Source organism: Serratia quinivorans, from assembly GCF_052113645.1.
Lineage (GTDB): Bacteria > Pseudomonadota > Gammaproteobacteria > Enterobacterales > Enterobacteriaceae > Serratia > Serratia quinivorans_B.
Window position 1 is genome coordinate 274,238 of record NZ_JBIEIU010000003.1, and the last position, 18,545, is coordinate 292,782.

General features: G+C 58.2%; 16 protein-coding genes. 11 read left to right on the forward strand and 5 right to left on the reverse strand.

All coding sequences use genetic code 11. The features are described 5' to 3' along the window. Position 1 precedes the first annotated feature (1 nt). Positions 2–634, forward strand: coding sequence for a dihydroxyacetone kinase subunit DhaL (gene dhaL, locus ACGS9J_RS08645; protein ID WP_442230526.1), 633 nt, complete (start codon positions 2–4; stop codon positions 632–634). Positions 635–645: 11 nt separating this feature from the next. Then, positions 646–2,079, forward strand: coding sequence for a dihydroxyacetone kinase phosphoryl donor subunit DhaM (gene dhaM, locus ACGS9J_RS08650; protein WP_442230527.1), 1,434 nt, complete (start codon positions 646–648; stop codon positions 2,077–2,079). Between the two features lie 6 nt (positions 2,080–2,085). On the opposite strand, the gene dhaR is transcribed toward dhaM, so the two are convergent. Together dhaR and tolC are read right to left on the reverse strand one after the other, a co-directional pair. Then, positions 2,086–4,032 carry a dihydroxyacetone kinase operon transcriptional regulator DhaR gene (dhaR, locus tag ACGS9J_RS08655; RefSeq protein WP_442230528.1) on the reverse strand — a complete coding sequence of 649 codons (1,947 nt, stop codon included), beginning with the start codon at positions 4,030–4,032 and terminating at the stop codon, positions 2,086–2,088. A 150-nt stretch (positions 4,033–4,182) separates the two neighbouring features. Continuing rightward, the gene (gene tolC, locus ACGS9J_RS08660) at positions 4,183–5,682 is read right to left on the reverse strand and encodes an outer membrane channel protein TolC (protein WP_442230529.1); all 1,500 of its coding nucleotides are present in this window, start codon (positions 5,680–5,682) and stop codon (positions 4,183–4,185) included. A gap of 283 nt (positions 5,683–5,965) precedes the next feature. On the opposite strand from tolC, the gene nudF reads away from it, so the two are divergent. From nudF to ACGS9J_RS08690, 6 genes are all read left to right on the forward strand, one after another. After that, positions 5,966–6,598 carry an ADP-ribose diphosphatase gene (gene nudF, locus ACGS9J_RS08665; RefSeq protein ID WP_044553528.1) on the forward strand — a complete coding sequence of 211 codons (633 nt, stop codon included), beginning with the start codon at positions 5,966–5,968 and terminating at the stop codon, positions 6,596–6,598. Then, positions 6,598–7,023, forward strand: coding sequence for a DUF1249 family protein (locus ACGS9J_RS08670; RefSeq protein WP_004948286.1), 426 nt, complete (start codon positions 6,598–6,600; stop codon positions 7,021–7,023). Before nudF ends, ACGS9J_RS08670 begins: the two co-directional genes overlap by 1 nt. A gap of 27 nt (positions 7,024–7,050) precedes the next feature. Next, entirely contained in the window at positions 7,051–7,878 is an 828-nt protein-coding gene (gene cpdA / locus ACGS9J_RS08675) for a 3',5'-cyclic-AMP phosphodiesterase (protein WP_442230530.1), read from the forward strand. Further along, positions 7,878–8,462 (forward strand): esterase YqiA, encoded by a 585-nt coding sequence (gene yqiA / locus ACGS9J_RS08680; protein WP_442230531.1) that lies wholly within the window; start codon positions 7,878–7,880, stop codon positions 8,460–8,462. The genes cpdA and yqiA overlap by 1 nt, the downstream gene beginning before the upstream one ends. Before the next feature lie 104 nt (positions 8,463–8,566). Continuing rightward, entirely contained in the window at positions 8,567–10,462 is a 1,896-nt protein-coding gene (parE, locus tag ACGS9J_RS08685; RefSeq protein ID WP_442230532.1) for a DNA topoisomerase IV subunit B, read from the forward strand. A gap of 84 nt (positions 10,463–10,546) precedes the next feature. Next, entirely contained in the window at positions 10,547–11,443 is an 897-nt protein-coding gene (locus ACGS9J_RS08690; protein ID WP_442230533.1) for a LysR substrate-binding domain-containing protein, read from the forward strand. A 26-nt stretch (positions 11,444–11,469) separates the two neighbouring features. Here ACGS9J_RS08690 and ACGS9J_RS08695 read toward each other — a convergent pair whose 3' ends face one another. Together ACGS9J_RS08695 and ACGS9J_RS08700 are read right to left on the reverse strand one after the other, a co-directional pair. Further along, a complete protein-coding gene (locus tag ACGS9J_RS08695; RefSeq protein WP_442230623.1) occupies positions 11,470–11,778 on the reverse strand; it encodes a putative quinol monooxygenase in 309 nt (102 codons plus the stop codon). A gap of 33 nt (positions 11,779–11,811) precedes the next feature. Then, positions 11,812–12,393, reverse strand: coding sequence for an NAD(P)H-dependent oxidoreductase (locus ACGS9J_RS08700; protein ID WP_442230534.1), 582 nt, complete (start codon positions 12,391–12,393; stop codon positions 11,812–11,814). A gap of 316 nt (positions 12,394–12,709) precedes the next feature. On the opposite strand from ACGS9J_RS08700, the gene parC reads away from it, so the two are divergent. The 3 genes from parC (at position 12,710) to ftsP (ending at position 17,500) form a co-directional block, all read left to right on the forward strand. Next, complete coding sequence (parC, locus tag ACGS9J_RS08705) at positions 12,710–14,983, forward strand: DNA topoisomerase IV subunit A (RefSeq protein WP_442230535.1); 2,274 nt, start codon at positions 12,710–12,712, stop codon at positions 14,981–14,983. 234 nt (positions 14,984–15,217) lie between these two features. Beyond that, entirely contained in the window at positions 15,218–15,952 is a 735-nt protein-coding gene (locus tag ACGS9J_RS08710; RefSeq protein WP_442230536.1) for a 1-acylglycerol-3-phosphate O-acyltransferase, read from the forward strand. 132 nt (positions 15,953–16,084) lie between these two features. Further along, positions 16,085–17,500: a cell division protein FtsP gene (gene ftsP, locus ACGS9J_RS08715; protein ID WP_442230537.1), complete on the forward strand. Its 1,416-nt coding sequence runs from the start codon at positions 16,085–16,087 to the stop codon at positions 17,498–17,500. Here the strand turns inward: ftsP and ACGS9J_RS08720 are convergent. Further along, positions 17,497–18,414: a LysR family transcriptional regulator gene (locus ACGS9J_RS08720; protein WP_442230624.1), complete on the reverse strand. Its 918-nt coding sequence runs from the start codon at positions 18,412–18,414 to the stop codon at positions 17,497–17,499. The two genes, ftsP and ACGS9J_RS08720, sit on opposite strands and share 4 nt — an antisense overlap. Positions 18,415–18,545 lie beyond the last annotated feature (131 nt).

The following is an 18,545-nucleotide window of genomic DNA, read 5'->3' on the forward strand; positions in this document are numbered from 1 at the left end:
TATGGCGTTAACCAAACAACAAGTGGTCGACTGGCTGATGCGTTGCGGCGAGGTGTTTACGCAGCAGCGTGATTTTTTAACCCGGTTGGATACCGAAATCGGCGATGCCGATCACGGGCTGAACATGAATCGCGGCTTCAACAAGGTGGTGGAGAAACTGCCTTCGGTGGCGGACAAAGACATAGGTTTTATCCTGAAAAACACCGGGATGACGCTGCTGTCCAGCGTGGGCGGTGCCAGCGGTCCGCTGTTCGGCACCTTCTTCATTCGTGCGGCGCAGGCGGCCAACGCCAAACAGAGCCTGGATTTGGCAGAGCTGCATCAACTGATGCAGGAGGGCGTTGACGGCGTGGTGATGCGCGGCAAAGCGGAGCCGGGCGATAAAACCATGTGTGACGCCTGGTGGGCGGTGGTGGACAGCCTGGGTCAGTCGGCCGAGCAGCAGTTAAGCGTGGCGGAAGCCCTGCAGCGTGCCGGCGAACGGGCGGAGCAGGCGGTCGCGAGCACCATCACCATGCAGGCACGCAAAGGGCGGGCCAGCTACCTGGGTGAGCGCAGCATCGGTCATCAGGATCCGGGGGCAACCTCGGTGATGCTGATGATGAAAACGCTGGCCGAGGTGGCGGGCCAATAGCAGGAGGCGTGATGATCAATATCGTTGTAGTTTCACACAGTGCGCAGCTGGCGCGCGGGGTTGAGGAGTTGGCATTGCAGATGATGCGCGGCGACGGCTGCAAGCTGGCGTTGGCGGCAGGCGTCGACGATGCGGAGCACCCGATAGGCACCGATGCGATCAAAGTGATGGCGGCAATAGAGTCGGTGGCCGAGGGAACGGGCATCGTGGTGCTGATGGATTTGGGCAGTGCGCTGCTGAGCGCCGAAACCGCCATCGACCTGCTGGATCCGACGCTGGCCGCCAAAGTCAGGCTGTGTTCGGCTCCTTTGGTTGAAGGAGCGCTGGCCGCCGTGGTCGCCGCGAATGCCGGCGCAGGGCTGGAACAGGTGTTGGCTGAGGCGCAGGGGGCGCTGCAGGCCAAACAAGCGCAGTTGGGTGAGGCTGCTGCGCCCGCTGTAAAAAACCTTGAGTTACCGCTGACGCAGGGAAAAAGTGTCAGTTGGACAGTACAGAACCCACATGGGTTGCACGCCCGCCCGGCGGCCCGGCTGGCGGAAGCGCTGGCGCCGTTCGATGCCGAACTGGTGCTGGAAAAGCAGGGCCAGTGTGCCAACCCGCGTAGCCTTAACCAGCTGGCACTTTTGCAGGTTCGCCATGGTGACAGCATTCGGCTGATTGCTGACGGAGCACAGGCCGACCAGGCGCTGGCGGCGTTTAGCGCACTGGCGCAGCAGCACTTTGGCGAAACGGTCTCTGAGCAGAGCCTGCCTTCGCTGCACGGCATTCCGGTGGCGGAGAGTGTGACCAGCGGCCCGGTGTGGCAGGCACACAGCTTCTGGCCGACGGTGGCCGAACGCCCGATTGGCGCCGACGATGTACTGAACGAACAACAGCGGCTGCGCGAGGCGTTGCAGCACACCTTGAGCGATCTGAACCGGCTGGCGGAACGCACCGGTTCATTGATTGGCAAGCCACAGGCGGCGATTTTCGGCGCGCACAGCATGCTGCTGGATGATCCGGATCTGCAACAGGCGGCCTACAGCCGTATTGCCCGTCAGCAATGCAGTGCCGAGCAGGCCTGGCAGCAAGAAATGGAGGCGATTGCCGAGGAATATCGCGCGCTGGACGACGAATATATGCGGGCACGCGAGCTGGATGTGCGCGACATGTTGCGTCGTACCCTGAGCCATCTGCAACAGCAGCCATTGCCGTTGATCACGCTGACCGCGCCGTCGATCCTGGTGATGGACGAACTGATGCCGTCGGATGTGGTGATGCTCGATCGCCGTCTGGTGTTAGGCATCTGCCTGAGCGGTGGCCATGCCCTGTCGCACAGCGCGATCCTGGCGAAGGCGATGGGTATTCCGATGGTCATTGGCATGCACGACTGCATGAGCAAAACCCGCAACGGCCAAAAAGCGATGCTGGACGCGGCGCGCGGGGTATTGCAGCTCAGCCACTGAGGGGTCTCAGGCACGCAGTTTAAATTGGCGGATATCAATCTGGTGCTGTTTGATCTTCCGCCACAGCGTGGTGCGGCCAATGCCCAGCAACTGCGCCATTTCATTCAACTGCCCGCGGCTGACGTTGGCCGCGCGAATGATCGCCTGGCGCTCCATTTCCGCCAGGGTTAACAGCGGCATGTTCGGCTGCGGGTCGCTTTCCAGTAATGGCTGGTGGCTGAGCAGGTGCTCGGGCAAATCCGCCAACTGAAGATGGTGGCCGTGGCACACCATCGCCGTACGCTCCACCACGCCTTTCAGCTCCAGATCGTTGCCAGGCCACAGATACAGGCCGAGTTGGGTCATCACCTCGTCATCCACCCGGAAGCGGCACTGGAAATGCTGCTCCAGCGTGCGCAGATGGTGCTTCACCAGCAGTGGAATATCGCTTAGCCGCTGGCGTAACGCCGGGATCTGGATCTCGAACGCCTGCAGGCTGTAAAACAGTTGGCGGCGGAAGCGATTTTGCTGAACCAGCAACGGCAGATTGGCGGCGCTGCTGGCGATCACCCGCACGTCGACCGGGATCACCCGGTTGGAATTGAGCCGCATCACCACACCGGTTTTCAGCACTTGCAGTAGCGCCGACTGCATTTCCACCGGCAGATACTCGATCTGTTCCAGGTACAGCGTCCCGCCGTTGGCCAGTTCAAACTTGCTGAGCTGGCCCGCTTCCTCTTCGCTGGCATCGCTGCCCAGCCATTCACGCAGCCCCTGCGCTTCCGGCAATAACTGGCAGTTGAGGGTGATATAGGGCCCGGCGGCGCGATCGCTGGCGTTGTGGATCGCCTGACTGAGCAGCTCCTTGCCAACGCCTTCTTCGCCACACAGCAGGATGGGATGTTGGCCCTTCGCCGCCTGTTGGCCATAGCGGATCAGCCGACGCATCTCCAGCGAGGCAGACGGCATCTGTTCAAAGCTGTGGCTGACGCGCCCCAATTGGCTGCTGACGTACTGATGCAGCCGTTCCAGCGGATGCAGCAGGGCGATAAAGCTGCACCGTTCGCCCTCGAGGATCGGCTTTAGGGTCAACAGCGTAGCGATAAACTGTCGCTGACTTTCGAAGGTGACCTCAACGTGCTGCAACGGTTGGCGCTGGGCGATCGCCCGGTTGAGCAGTGCGGGCAGCGTCAGCAATTGTGTCAGCGGTTTGCCCTGGCTTTGTTGCTCATCGAGCTTCAGCAGGGTAGCGGCGCGCTGGTTGATGTACTGCAGGTAGCCGCGGTGGTCCCAGGCCATGACGCCGTCATCCACCCCGTCGAGCAGGCCGTAAAGCTGGTTCAGGTGGCGGTTGGATTCGGCCAGCAAACCGTCGGCATTCAGTGAATTGCCGATCTCGCGTGCCAGCGCCAGCGTCAGTGACAGATCACCGGCGGCACAGTCGGCCAACAGGCAGCCCAGCGCAATTGAACCGCGCTGACGGCCGCTGTTGTCATAAACCGGCGTGGCGCAGAATGACCAGTCGTGCAGCGCCAGACGGACATGCTCGCTGCCACGTACCTGTATCGGATGCCCTTCGGCTGCCGCCAGCGACGGCGCGTTGGTGCCGATGTCGCCTTCGGCCCAATAGGCCCCGGGGGTAAACCCCAATTGCTGCAGACGCTCGCGCGTCAGGGCATCGCCGCACAGCCACAGCATGCAGCCGCTTTCGTCGAGGATCATCAGCAGGCAGCGGCGCTGCTCCATGTATTCGCAGGCGTCTTCCAGCGCCGCCTGGCCGAGCGTCAGCAGGTCATTCTTACGCTGGCAGATGGAATGGAAAGTCGCGCCCAGCGCGCAGTGGGGAGCTTTCCACACCGCAGGTTGCATCAGGCTGCGACAGCGCAGCCAGGAGGCATAGATGGCCGGCGCGGGGCGTTGTGCGGGCGTCAGTTCGCCTTCGATCAGGCGTTGCCAGCTTGAAGTGTTCTCCATCGAACCCATCCAGACGAGATAAAGCGATAACCGTGATGATATCACCGCAGGGTGGGGGATTGGCTGTGAGACGGTGGGCAGAACCGGCGAACGGACAAAAAAAACGGGGCGTGGCAGATGCCATACCCCGAATTCAATGTTACACGCGGATCAGTTGCGGAATGGATTGCCGCTGTTGCGTACAGGCTGAGTTGTGGTCACTGGCGCAGAGGCGCGGGTGGCGGCAACCGGTGCCGGCGCTGCAGTTTGCGGTGCAGGAGCGCTGTCGTTATACCCGTCAGCGTAAGCGTCCTGTGCCGTAGTCGGTGGCGCTACCACGTCTTGTGAGGTAGAGATCGGCTTGCCCAATGCGCCGTTCAGCAGCATCAGATCGTTCTCGTTCAAGGTGCCGAGTGCGGACTTGATGTTCAACTGATTGATCAGATAGGTATAACGCGCGCTGGAGAGCTGTTGCTTGGCATTATACAGCGTGGTGGTGGCATCCAACACGTCGACGATGGTACGGGTACCGACCTGATAACCGGCTTCCATCGCATCCAGTGAACTCTGGGCAGACACCACCGCCTGTTTGTAGGCGTTGATGCTGCTGATAGAGGCATTCACGTTATTGAACGAGGAGCGAACGGTCTGCACGACGCTGCGGTGTGCGCTTTCCAGTTGCTCACTGGCGCCCACGAAGTTGTACTGCGCCTGCTGCACCTGCGAGTTGGTCTGGCCACCGCTGTACAACGGCATATTGAAGCTCAGGCCCACTTTGTTCTGACCAATATCGGCGTCAGGCGTGCTATTGTTCGAGCCGTTGTTCTTGGTGTTGCTAACCGCGGTGGAGGCATTGAAGTCAATGGTAGGCATATAGCCGGTTTGCGCTGAGCGGATCTGCTCACGGGCCAGATCCTGGCTCAGGCGAGCGGACAACAGGCTCAGGTTACGGCTTTCGGCTTCTTTTAGCAGGTTATTGACCGCTTCCGGGCGCTGGGTGCTGAAATTGTCGGTATTCAGCGAAGCCAGTTCCGGGTAGAAGGTGCCGGTGACCTGGCGCAGTTTTTCCAACGCGTTATCCAGCGTGTTACGGGCAGTGACTTCCGCCGCCAGCACCGTATCGTAGTTGGAACGGGCGTTCTGCACGTCAGTGATCGCCACCAGGCCTACGTTGAAGCGCTGGGTGGTTTGATCCAGGGTGCGATAAACCGCTTGTTTCTGCGCTTGGGTGTAGGACAGTGAATCGATGGCGCTCAGCACGTTGAAATAGGCGGTGGCGGTATCGAGGATCAACTGTTGCGACGAGGTCTGGAAAGTCACGTCGGAGATGCCGGCGGTTTTTTCCTGCAGCGTCAGCGCGCGCCATTTCGACATATCGAAGATAGTCTGAGTCAACGCCAGTGAACCACTGGTGGCGTCGCTGTTCTGATCACGACTGTCACGGTAGCCGTTGGTATGGGTATAACCCGCGCTCAAACCCAACTGCGGCAGCAACGGGCTGCGCGCTTCGTTGATTTTTTCGAATGCGGCGTCACGGTCAGCGGCGGTTTTGCGCAGATCCGGGTTACTTTCCCTGGCCTGTTTGTAGACCTGCAGCAGGTTCTCTGCCTGGCTCATTGCACTGAAGCCGCCCAGGCTCAGTCCGATAAGAAGGGGGAGCAGTTTCTTCATTTGCATTCCTTGTTGTGCAGCAATATTGCTATGTTAGCGCTGACGATAGACGAAATAGTTGCCGATTCTAACAGAGTCTGTTGTACGCCTAAGGTGGCTGAATGTGCCATCTTGCGTAACTTTTACCTTTCAGGCCGCCTGTTTACCTTAGTTCAACTGGCTGCGTACGTCACACCTGATATCATGGCTCACAATCTATCATAAAGCCGCGGAAGATTATCCCGCCGTTTCTGTCATCAAAACTGTTTATTTTATCGGCATACTCACGCAGGAGAATTCGCTTATGAGCCACTCGCAGCCATCGCCCGTTACTCTCGATAAAAATGATGTAGAAATTATTGCACGTGAGACACTTTACCGTGGTTTTTTTTCACTCAATTTATATCGTTTTCGTCACCGTTTGTTCAACGGCGACATGAGTCCAGAGATTAAACGTGAAATTTTCGAGCGCGGGCACGCGGCGGTGTTGCTGCCTTATGACCCGGTGCGCGACGAGGTGGTGCTGATTGAACAACTGCGGATCGCCGCGGTCGATACCAGTAGCTCTCCCTGGCTCCTGGAAATGGTGGCGGGTATGATCGAAACCGGCGAGAGCGTCGAAGACGTGTGCCGCCGCGAAGCGCAGGAAGAGGCCGGCGTGGTGGTCGGGCGTTGCAAGCCGGTACTGAGTTATCTGGCCAGCCCCGGTGGCACCAGCGAGCGTTTGTCGATTATGGTGGGCGAAGTGGACGCCACCACGGCGGAAGGTATCCATGGACTGGAAGAAGAACATGAAGATATCCGTGTCCACGTGGTCAGCCGCGAACAGGCTTACCGCTGGGTTGAAGAGGGTGCGATTGATAACGCGGCATCAGTGATTGCATTGCAGTGGCTGGCGTTGCACCATGAATCGTTAAGAAAAGAGTGGGCCAACTAATGAAACAGCGCTATACCCCTGATTTCCCCGAAATGATGAGATTGTGCGAAACCAACTTCGCGCAATTGCGCCGCTTGTTGCCGCGCAACGATGAAGTGGGTGAAACGGTGACTTATCAGGTGAACGGCGCCAGTTATCGTCTGACCATTGTTGAATCCACGCGCTATACCTCGCTGGTGCAGATTGAGCAGACCGCCCCGGCGGTCAGCTATTGGAGCCTGCCTGCCATGACGGTGCGCCTGTATCACGACGCGATGGTTGCGGAAGTGTGTTCAAGTCAGCAGATCTATCGCTTTAAAGCGCGTTATGATTATCCCAACAAAAAGTTGCATCAACGCGACGAAAAGCATCAAATTAACCAGTTTCTTGCTGATTGGTTGCGCTACTGTTTGGCGCATGGAGCGATGGCGGTTCCGGTTTGTTAGACAGACTGAGATAACAAAGGACACCATTTGGAAAGCCTGTTTAAACCGACCGTGGCAAGTGGGGCCAGGGTCAGGATCCTGCAAATAACAGATACCCACCTTTTTGCCGGCGAAAATGAGACCTTGCTCGGCATCAATACCTATCGCAGCTACCACGCGGTGTTGGACGCCATTTTGGCGCAGCAGCGTGATTTTGATCTGGTCGTCGCCACCGGCGATTTGGCGCAGGATCATTCATTGGCTGCCTACCGGCACTTTGCCGAAGGTATTGCACGACTGCCTGCGCCTTGCGTCTGGCTGCCGGGCAACCATGATTTTCAGCCGGCGATGGTCGACGCACTGGCCGCCGCCGGTATCACCCCGTCAAAACACGTGCTGGTGGGCGATCACTGGCAGGTGCTGCTGTTGGACAGTCAGGTCTTTGGCGTACCGCACGGTGAGCTGAGCGAATATCAGCTCGAGTGGATGGAGCGCTGCCTGCAGGCCCACCCCGAGCGTTATACCCTGATGCTGCTGCACCATCATCCGCTGCCATCCGGCTGCACCTGGCTCGATCAGCACAGCTTGCGCAATCCGCATATGCTGGGCGCGGTGTTGCTGCGCTACCCGAAAGTGAACACGCTGCTGTGCGGGCATATTCACCAGGAGCTGGATCTGGAGTGGCAGGGGCGTCGCCTGCTGGCGTCGCCGTCCACCTGCGTGCAGTTCAAGCCGCACTGCACCAATTTTACCATCGACGACGTCTCGCCCGGCTGGCGCTATCTTGATTTGCTGCCGGACGGCCGTATCGAGACGCAGGTTTTCCGGTTGGAAAACGATGATTTCCGCCCCGACATGGATTCGGATGGGTACTGATGCCTTCTACGCTGCTCTATCTGCACGGTTTTAACAGTTCGCCGTTCTCGGCCAAGGCGACGTCCTTCAAGGCGTGGCTGGCCGAACATCATCCGCATATCGAGGTGTTGGTGCCGCAGTTGCCGGTTTACCCGGCCGAAGCCGCCGAGATGCTCGAGGAACTGGTGATGGAACGCGCCGGGCAGACGATGGGCCTGGTCGGCTCCTCACTGGGGGGCTACTACGCGACCTGGCTTTCGCAGTGTTTTTCACTGCCTGCGGTAGTGGTTAACCCTGCTGTGAAGCCGTTTGAGCTGCTGATTGACTACCTTGGCGAAAACGAGAACCCCTACACCGGCCAGCAATATGTGTTAGAGTCACGTCACGTTTACGATCTGAAAACGATGCAGATCGATCCCTTGGAGTCACCGGATTTAATCTGGTTACTGCAACAAACGGGCGATGAAATTCTCGATTATGGGCAAGCGGTGGCCTATTACACTGCGTGCCGTCAGACGGTGGAGTCGGGTGGAAACCACGCTTTCGTCGGTTTCGAGCACTACTTCCCCCAGATTGTGGATTTTTTAGGGCTCAACGCTGTCTGAAAAAGCGATTTATACCCTATGGCTTTCAAGTCGCAGCTAGCAACGCAGCGGCTTGAAAGACGACGGGTACGGGCACATTCCTTCTAACCACGAAAAACTCAACGATGACTCAATCCAGCTATAACGCTGATGCCATTGAAGTACTCAGCGGTCTAGAACCAGTGCGCCGTCGTCCCGGCATGTATACCGACACGACGCGCCCCAATCACCTTGGTCAAGAGGTGATAGATAACAGTGTCGATGAAGCTTTGGCCGGTCACGCCAAGCGCATCGACGTGATTTTGCACGCCGATCAGTCACTGGAAGTGATCGACGACGGCCGTGGCATGCCGGTGGATATCCACCCTGAAGAAGGCGTACCGGCGGTTGAGTTGATCATGTGTCGTCTGCACGCCGGCGGCAAATTTTCCAATAAAAACTACCAGTTCTCCGGCGGCCTGCACGGCGTAGGGATTTCGGTGGTTAACGCCCTGTCGAAACGGGTGGAAGTCAACGTCAAGCGTGACGGTAACGTCTACAGCATCGCCTTCGAAAACGGCGACAAGGTGCAGGAATTGGCGGTGACCGGCAGCTGCGGTAAACGCAATACCGGTACCAGCATCCACTTCTGGCCTGACGAGCAGTTCTTCGACAGCCCGCGTTTCTCGGTATCGCGCCTCAGCCACCTGCTGAAAGCCAAAGCGGTGCTGTGCCCCGGGGTCGAAATCTACTTTATCGACAAGCTGAACAACACCGAGCAACGTTGGTGCTATCAGGACGGCCTGACCGATTACCTGATGGAAGCGGTCAACGGCCTGATCACCCTGCCGGAAGCGGCGTTTGTCGGTAACTTCTCCGGCGATACCGAAGCGGTGGACTGGGCATTGCTGTGGTTGCCGGAAGGCGGTGAACTGCTGACCGAAAGCTACGTGAACCTGATCCCGACCATGCAGGGCGGTACTCACGTTAACGGCCTGCGTCAGGGCCTGCTGGACGCCATGCGCGAATTCTGCGAATTCCGCAATATTCTGCCGCGCGGCGTTAAGCTGTCCGCCGAAGATATCTGGGATCGTTGCGCCTATGTGCTGTCGGTCAAGATGCAGGATCCGCAGTTCGCCGGCCAGACCAAAGAACGTTTGTCGTCGCGTCAGTGCGCGGCCTTCGTTTCCGGCGTGGTAAAAGACGCCTTTAGCCTGTGGCTGAACCAGAACGTTCAGGCGGCGGAACAGCTGGCCGAGCTGGCGATTTCCAGCGCCCAGCGCCGTCTGCGCGCCGCCAAAAAAGTGGTGCGCAAGAAGCTGACCAGCGGGCCGGCACTGCCGGGTAAACTGGCCGACTGTACTTCGCAGGATTTGAACATGACCGAGTTGTTCCTGGTGGAAGGGGACTCGGCGGGCGGTTCGGCCAAACAGGCGCGCGACCGTGAATATCAGGCGATCATGCCGCTGAAAGGCAAGATCCTCAATACCTGGGAAGTGTCCTCGGACGAAGTGCTGGCCTCGCAGGAAGTGCACGACATTTCCGTGGCGATCGGCATTGACCCGGACAGCGATGACCTTAGCCAACTGCGTTACGGTAAAATCTGTATCCTGGCGGATGCGGACTCCGACGGTCTGCACATTGCCACGTTGCTGTGTGCGTTGTTCGTGCGCCACTTCAGTTCGGTGGTGAAGGGCGGCCACGTGTATGTGGCGATGCCGCCGTTGTACCGAATCGACCTCGGCAAAGAGGTTTACTACGCGCTGGATGAAGAAGAAAAAGCCGGCGTGCTGGAACAGTTGAAACGCAAGAAGGGCAAGCCTAACGTTCAGCGCTTTAAAGGGCTGGGCGAGATGAACCCACTGCAACTGCGTGAAACCACGCTCGATCCGAATACCCGCCGCCTGGTGCAATTGACGGTGAGTGACGACGACGTGGATCAAACGCTGGCGATGATGGACATGCTGCTGGCCAAGAAGCGTTCTGAAGACCGCCGTAACTGGCTGCAGGACAAAGGCGATATGGCCGAGCTCTCTGTCTGATCGACTGTCAGGCCCGGCGTCCTTGCCGGGCCTTCTTCCCGCAGGGGCGCTGCGTGCGGCACCCGATCACTCTGGGCGGAATGCATGAAAATCACCCTCGAAGAATTACTGGCTTTTACCACCGTCGTTGACAGTGGCTCCATCACTGCCGCCGCCGAGCAGCTCGGCCAGACCACCTCAGGCATCAGCCGCGCACTCAGCCGGTTGGAAAAAAAGCTCGATACAACTTTGATGCGCCGCACCACGCGTCGGCTGGAGCTGACCGAAGAAGGCCAAAACTTTCTCAACCACGCGCGCGAAATTATCCACTCGGTGGAGAACGCCGAAGAGCAAATGGCGTTGCGCAGGCTGATCCCGGCCGGCAAACTGCGGGTCAATGCCGCCGCCCCCTTTATGGAACACGTGATCGTGCCGCTGGTGGCCGGTTTTCGGCAAAGTTACCCGCAGATTGAGTTGGAGCTGAATACCGATAACCTGATTATCGATCTGCTGGAGAAGCGCACCGATATTGCTATTCGCATTGGCGCACTGCGGGATTCGACCATTCATGCCCGCCTGTTGGGTGCCAGTCGCTTGCGTATTCTCGCCAGTCCGGACTATCTTGCGCGTTACGGTACCCCGGGCAGCGTGGAAGCGCTGCGCGATCACTGCTTGCTCGGTTTCACCCAGCCGGAGTCGCTTAATCTGTGGCCGCTGCGCTATCAGCAGGCACAGCATTTCGCCATCACTCCGACCCTGTCGGCCTCCAGCGGTGAAACCTTGCGCCAGTTGGCGTTGCGGGGGGAAGGAATAGTGCAATTGGCTGATTTTATGACGCGTGACGATCAACGTGCAGGGCGGCTGGTGCCGTTGCTGGAGCAGGATACGCTGGATGTGCGCCAGCCGATTAATGCGGTTTATTACCGCAATACCCAGCTGGCGGCGCGTATTACCTGTTTTCTGGACTACGTCAGTGCGCATATTGATGCGCAGACATTGTAGGAGCCGTCTGGCGGCCCCAGCAGGTCTTACAGGGCGTTACCCAGTACGTGAATGGTCACGCCCAGCACGCTGTCTTTGATGGTGTCACGGTGCCGGTGCATGTGAGCGATATCCAGGTGTTTTTCCAGATGTGCCTGGCTGGCCCATTTTTCCATCATAAACACCGAGTCCGGCGACAGTTTCTGCCATGGCGCCTGAGTGTGGCTGTCGATCATCGGCGTATATTCGCTACAGCCGTCTTCTGCCAGTACCAGCGGGACCAGCTTCTCAATCGCCTTCAGCACCGTTTCACGGTGGCCCGGTTTGGTTTTGATTTCTGCAATTACGGTGATCATCATTACCTCATTGATTAACGTGCATCGTACCAGTTAAGCAAAAATTTCTGTCAGATGCGCGCGATAACGTGCGATGTCGCTGTCGATATCCGGTTGTTTAATCACATCATTACAGATAAAGGTCGGCAGCGCATCCATCCCCAGGAACTGATTGGCCTTATGGAAATGCAGATACACGCCGTCAACGCCGACGCCATGGAAGAATTGGTCGGGGTCGGTAAAGGCTTCCAGGGGGGCGTTCCAGGTCAGGCTCAGCATGTATTTCGTGCCCTGGATCAGGCCGCCGGAGCCGTATTTCTTGCCGGCGTCGGAGCGGGTGCGGCCATCGCTGGCGTACAGGCTGCCGTGTCCGGCGGTGAACACTTCGTCGAGGTATTTTTTCAGGATCCAGGGCTCGCCCATCCACCAGCCAGGCATCTGATAAATCACCACGTCAGCCCACAGGTATTTTTGTACCTCGGCTTCGATGTCGTAACCGTCGTCGACCACGGTGACCTGTACCTGGTGTTGCACATCGCGCAGGAAGCTTTCCGCCACGTCGCTCAGAGTTTGGTTGAGTTCGCCGTTGGAATGGCCAAACTGTTTTTTAGCATTGATAATCAGGATATTGCTCATCTTTCACGGCTCCTGTCAGAAGATAAAATAGGGGATGTTCTCCGCAGCAGGCGCGGGAAACATTTCGCTGACAAGGAGTGTAATCGTTAGCAATGCAAGTAAAAATGCGATCCAGCGCACAACAGTGTTGACTCTGAGTCAATAAATGCGCCGCTGGATAGCGCTATTTTGCATAAAATCGACCTATGCAGCGGCTTCACCGGATGATTGCTGCGCCACCTGTGACAGCTACCCTGCTGATGGGGTACTATCGCAGGCAGAATCAACCCTTTGTCGTCCAGGGATTGCCAAGCCACGGTCTGAGGATAATTGAGTAATGAGTGATCTGACTCATGACGGTGTAGAGCGTTTACCGCTGCACACATTCACTGAAAACGCCTATCTGAACTATTCCATGTACGTCATCATGGATCGGGCGTTGCCGTACATCGGTGACGGTTTGAAGCCGGTACAACGCCGCATCATCTACGCCATGTCGGAACTGGGGCTGAGCAACAGCGCCAAATTCAAAAAATCCGCCCGTACCGTCGGTGATGTGCTGGGTAAATACCATCCGCACGGCGACAGCGCCTGTTATGAAGCGATGGTCTTGATGGCGCAGCCATTCTCTTATCGCTATCCGCTGGTAGACGGCCAGGGGAACTGGGGTGCGCCGGACGATCCGAAATCCTTCGCAGCGATGCGTTATACCGAATCGCGTCTGTCCAAATATGCGGAAGTGTTGCTGGCCGAGCTGGGTCAGGGCACCGTTGACTGGGTACCGAACTTCGACGGCACCCTGCAGGAGCCGAAGATGTTGCCGGCGCGTCTGCCCAACATCCTGCTGAACGGCACCACCGGCATTGCCGTGGGCATGGCGACCGATATCCCTCCGCACAACGTGCGTGAAGTGGCCGCCGCCGTGGTGGAGCTGATCGAACGGCCGGGCGCTTCGCTTGAAGACCTGCTCGAGTTCGTGCAGGGGCCGGACTTCCCGACCGAAGCCGAGATCATCACGCCGCGCGACGAAATTCGCAAAATTTATCAGAATGGCCGTGGTTCGGTGCGTATGCGCGCCGTTTGGAAGAAAGAAGACGGCAGCGCGGTGATCACCGCCTTGCCGCACCAGGTTTCCGGCGCCAAGGTGCTGGAGCAAATTGCCAGCCAGATGCGCGCCAAAAAACTGCCGATGGTTGAAGATCTGCGTGATGAATCCGACCACGAGAACCCAACGCGGCTGGTGATTGTGCCGCGCTCCAACCGTATCGATCTGGAGCAGGTGATGAACCACCTGTTCGCGACCACCGATCTGGAACGCAGCTACCGTATCAATATGAACATGATCGGTCTGGACAACCGCCCGCAGGTTAAAGGGCTGGTGGAAATCCTGACCGAGTGGCTGGCGTTCCGTCGCGACACGGTGCGTCGTCGCCTGAACTACCGCCTGGAAAAAGTGCTGAAACGCCTGCATATCCTGGAAGGTTTGCTGGTCGCGTTCCTCAATATCGATGAAGTGATCCACATCATCCGCAGTGAGGACGAGCCCAAGCCGGTGTTGATGGCGCGTTTTGGCATCTCCGACACCCAGGCCGAAGCGATCCTCGAGCTGAAACTGCGTCATTTGGCGAAGCTGGAAGAGTTCAAGATCCGCGGTGAGCAGGATGAGTTAGCCAAGGAGCGCGATCAACTGCAGGCGCTGCTGGCCTCCGAACGCAAGCTGAACACCCTGATCAAGAAAGAGATCCAGGCCGATGCGCTGGCCTATGGCGACGATCGCCGCTCGCCGATTACCGAGCGTGCGGAAGCCAAGGCGATGAGCGAGCACGACTTTGTGCCTTCCGAGCCGGTGACCATTGTTCTGTCTGAAATGGGCTGGGTGCGTAGCGCCAAGGGCCACGATATCGATCCAAGCGGCCTGAGCTACAAGGCCGGTGACAGTTACCGCAGTGCAGCGCGCGGCAAGACTAACCAGCCGGTGGTGTTTATCGACTCCACCGGTCGCAGTTACGCACTGGATCCGCTGACGCTGCCTTCGGCCCGCGGGCAGGGCGAACCTTTGACCGGCAAGCTGACACCGCCGCCGGGTGCGACCATTGAGCAGGTGCTGATGGCCCCAGACGACCAGAAATTGCTGATGGCTTCCGACGCCGGTTACGGCTTCGTCTGTACCTTCAACGATCTGGTGGCGCGTAACCGTGCCGGTAAGGCGATGATAACCCTGCCGGACAATGCCAAAGCGCTGGCACCGATGGAAATTCACGGTGACGATGACATGCTGTTGTCGATCACTGCCGCCGGACGCATGCTGTTCTTCCCGGTTGCCGATCTGCCGCAGCTGTCGAAGGGCAAGGGCAACAAGATTGTCTCTATCCCGTCGGCACAGGCCGCCTCCGGTGAAGACAAACTGACATGGCTGTTCGTGTTGCCGCCGCAAACCTCCGTGACCCTGCATGTGGGTAAACGCAAGCTGACGCTGCGTCCTGAAGATTTGCAGAAGTTCCGGGCGGAACGTGGCCGTAAAGGCACCTCATTGCCACGCGGCTTGCAGCGCATCGATCGCGTAGAGATCGACGCCCCTGCACGAGCGCCGACGGGCGACAGCGAAGAGTAACCCTGAGGGAATAGCAAGCGGGCGCAGCATATTGCGCCCGCTTTTTTTCACGCCAGCGTCAATTATTTTCAAATAGTTAACATTTCTCTGCATAAAATTATTGTGCGTATCGCCGGCTGGCGGGAAAATAGCAAAAAAATGCAGGGCATGTTTTCGGCCCCTGCAATCAAAGAATGAGTAAAGGGATCTGCGCAGCGCTTCAGGCTGCGTCGGCAGTGTGCTAATGAGGTTGTTATGTTATTAATTTTGCGTGCCATTCTTGCCACTCTGTATTGTATTTTGGTGTGCATCTTCGGTTCTATTTACTGTTTATTCAGCCCACGTGATCCCCGCCATGTGGCGACGTTCGGTCACCTGTTTGGCCGCCTGTCCGGGTTATTCGGTCTGAAGGTGGAAATTCGCGTACCGGCCGATGCGGCCAAAAATGGCAATTGCATTTACATTGCCAACCACCAGAATAACTACGATATGGTGACGGCCGCCAAAGCGGTACAGCCGCGCACCGTGACCGTGGGTAAAAAAAGCCTGCTGTGGGTTCCGTTCTTCGGCCCGCTGTATTGGCTGACCGGTAACCTGCTGATTGACCGCGATAATCGCGCCAAAGCGCACGGCACCATCGCTCAGGTAGCGGAACAGTTTAAAAAACGCGATATTTCGATCTGGATGTTTCCTGAAGGCACCCGCAGCCGCGGGCGCGGGCTGATGCCGTTTAAAACCGGCGCATTCCATGCGGCTATCGCCGCCGGGGTGCCAATTGTGCCCATCTGCGTTTCCACCACCAGCGGTAAAATTAATCTTAACCGTTGGAATAACGGTCATGCGATCGTCGAAATGTTGGAGCCGGTCGATATCAGCGGTTATGGTAGAGAAAATGTGCGTGAGCTGGCAGCCCATTGCCACGAGCTGATGCTGGCGAAAATCGCCGAGCTGGATGCGGAAGTCGCCCAGCGCAACGCAGCCGGAAAATAATATTCCTACCGGCTTCAAAGAATGAACTTTTAAACGGCACCCAATGCCGTTAACGCCGGGGCTCCTGCTAATCTGATTAACAGGAGCCCGGTCTTTGCATACGGTTTAGTCATTGCTTTTCATGGAGAAAATATGTCACTCAGTCGACGTCAGTTTATTCAGGCATCGGGCTTGGCGCTGTGCGCGGGAGCCGTGCCGCTGAGGGCTGAGGCGAGCGGAACGCAGACCCCATTACCGATCCCCCCGTTGCTGGAATCCCGCCGTGGCCAGCCGCTGTTTTTAACCTTACAACGCGCCCACTGGGCATTTATGGATAACCGTAAAGCGTCGGTGTGGGGCATCAACGGCATGTACCTTGGGCCGACGGTGCGGGTTTACAACGGCGATGACGTTAAGCTGATCTACAGCAACCGCCTGCCGGAGCCGGTGGCGATGACCATCAGCGGCCTGCAAGTCCCGGGGACGTTGGTCGGTGGCGCACCCCGCATGATGTCTCCCAACGTTGACTGGTCGCCGGTGTTGCCGATCCGCCAGAACGCGGCGACGTGCTGGTATCACGCCAGCACGCCCAACCGCATGGCGCCGCATGTCTACAACGGTTTGACCGGGCTGTGGCTGGTTGAAGACGAAGTCAGCAAGGCGCTGCCGTTGCCGAACCACTATGGCGTCGATGACTTCCCGTTGATCATCCAGGACAAACGGTTGGATAACTTCGGCACGCCGGAATACGATCCGCCGTCGCAAGGGGGCTTTGTCGGCGATACGCTGCTGGTTAACGGCGTGCAAAACCCGTATATCGAAGTTTCCCGTGGTTGGGTGCGCCTGCGCCTGCTCAATGCTTCCAACTCCCGCCGCTATATGCTGCAACTGAGTGACGGCCGACCGCTTAACGTGATCGCCAGCGATCAGGGATTCCTGCCTGCGCCGATCGCGGTACAGCAGCTTTCGCTGGCACCGGGCGAACGTCGCGAAGTGCTGATCGACATGTCAAAAGGCGATGAAGTGACGATTACCGCCGGCGAAGCCGCAGGCATTATGGATCGTCTGCGCGGCCTGTTTGAGCCCTCGAGCATCCTGGTGTCTACCCAGGTACTGACGCTGAAACCGACCGGATTGTTGCCGCTGGTAACCGACAATCTGCCGATGCGCCTGCTGGCGGATCAACTGCTGGACGGCAGCGTCAGCCGCACCCGCGAATTCCGTTTGGGCGACAGCCAGGCCGGGATCAACGGGGCTGTCTGGGACATGAACCGCATTGATGTGCAAACTCAGCAGGGCAGTTGGGAACGTTGGAATATCCATGCGGATACGCCGCAGGCGTTCCACATCCAGGGCGTGCAGTTCCTGGTGAAACGCGTTAACGGCGCACAGCCGATGGCGGAAGATCGCGGCTGGAAGGATACCGTGTGGATCGACGGCGACGTTGAGCTGCTGGTGTACTTCAATCAGTCCACCTCGGAACACTTCCCGTTCCTCTACTACAGCCAAACGCTGGAAATGGCGGATCGCGGCAGCGCCGGCCAGTTCATGGTGCAGCCGGCGCTTTAAACTCCCCCGGCACGGTTCTGAGAGGGCGTACGCAGCATCTCCAGAAAGGCCTGCACCACCGGCGTCGCGCTGTCGGCATGATAAATGGCGTACAAATCCGCTGACGGCGCCTGCTGCAGCGGGCAGAAACGCACGCCGGGCCAGGGGATACGGCCGTAGCTGTCCGGCAACAGCGTAATGCCATAGCCTTCGGCCACCAGCGCCATCAGGGTTTGCGGTTCGTTGACCTGATAGGCGATATCCGGCTTGAAACCCTGCTGCAGACACAGATTGTGCAGATACAGCCCCAGGCTGGCCTCATGGGGCGGCAGCACGATGAATTTTTCATGCCGCAGCGCCGCCAGAGGCAGGCTTTCCGCCTGTGCCAGCGGATGGTCGAGCGGCAGCACCAGCGCAATGTTCTCCCGTGCCAGCAACTGGCAGGCCAGCCCCGGCAATATCTGTTCCCTGGCTTCTCGCCAGACGCCAATATCAATATGACGCTTTTGCAGCGCCGTTATCTGCTGGCTGGGCGTGAGCTCGTTCAACGCCCAGGTGACGTTGGCCGTTTGCCCGGTAAAGCGCTTCAATGCCGGTATCAGCCCGCCCCACACCGACGTGCCGACCATGCCAATCACCATATGGCCCGCTTCGCCACGCCCCAACTGTTGCACCTGATTCAGCGCATGCCCGGCCTGATCCAACAGCATCTCTACGTTGTGGAACAAGGTGCGGCCCGCCAGCGTCAACGCCATTGAGCGGGTGGTGCGTTTGAACAGCTCGACGCCCAGTTGGCTCTCCAGCTCCTTGATGTGTTTGCTGAGCGGAGGCTGGGAGATATTCAGCCGCAGCGCGGCCTGGGTGAAGTTCATCTCCTCCGCTACCACGCGGAAATAGTGTAGCAGGCGGAAGTTGATCCGGCTGGGATCCGGCAGTGGCTGGGGCTGTTTTAGGTTGATGATGGCCTCCTGGTGCGAGCAATTTATAGGTGAATGGAATAAATCAGCCGCCAATAATGTATTGGTCGCCGGTGCGCATCGCTCTCTACTATGGGGATTATTTCACC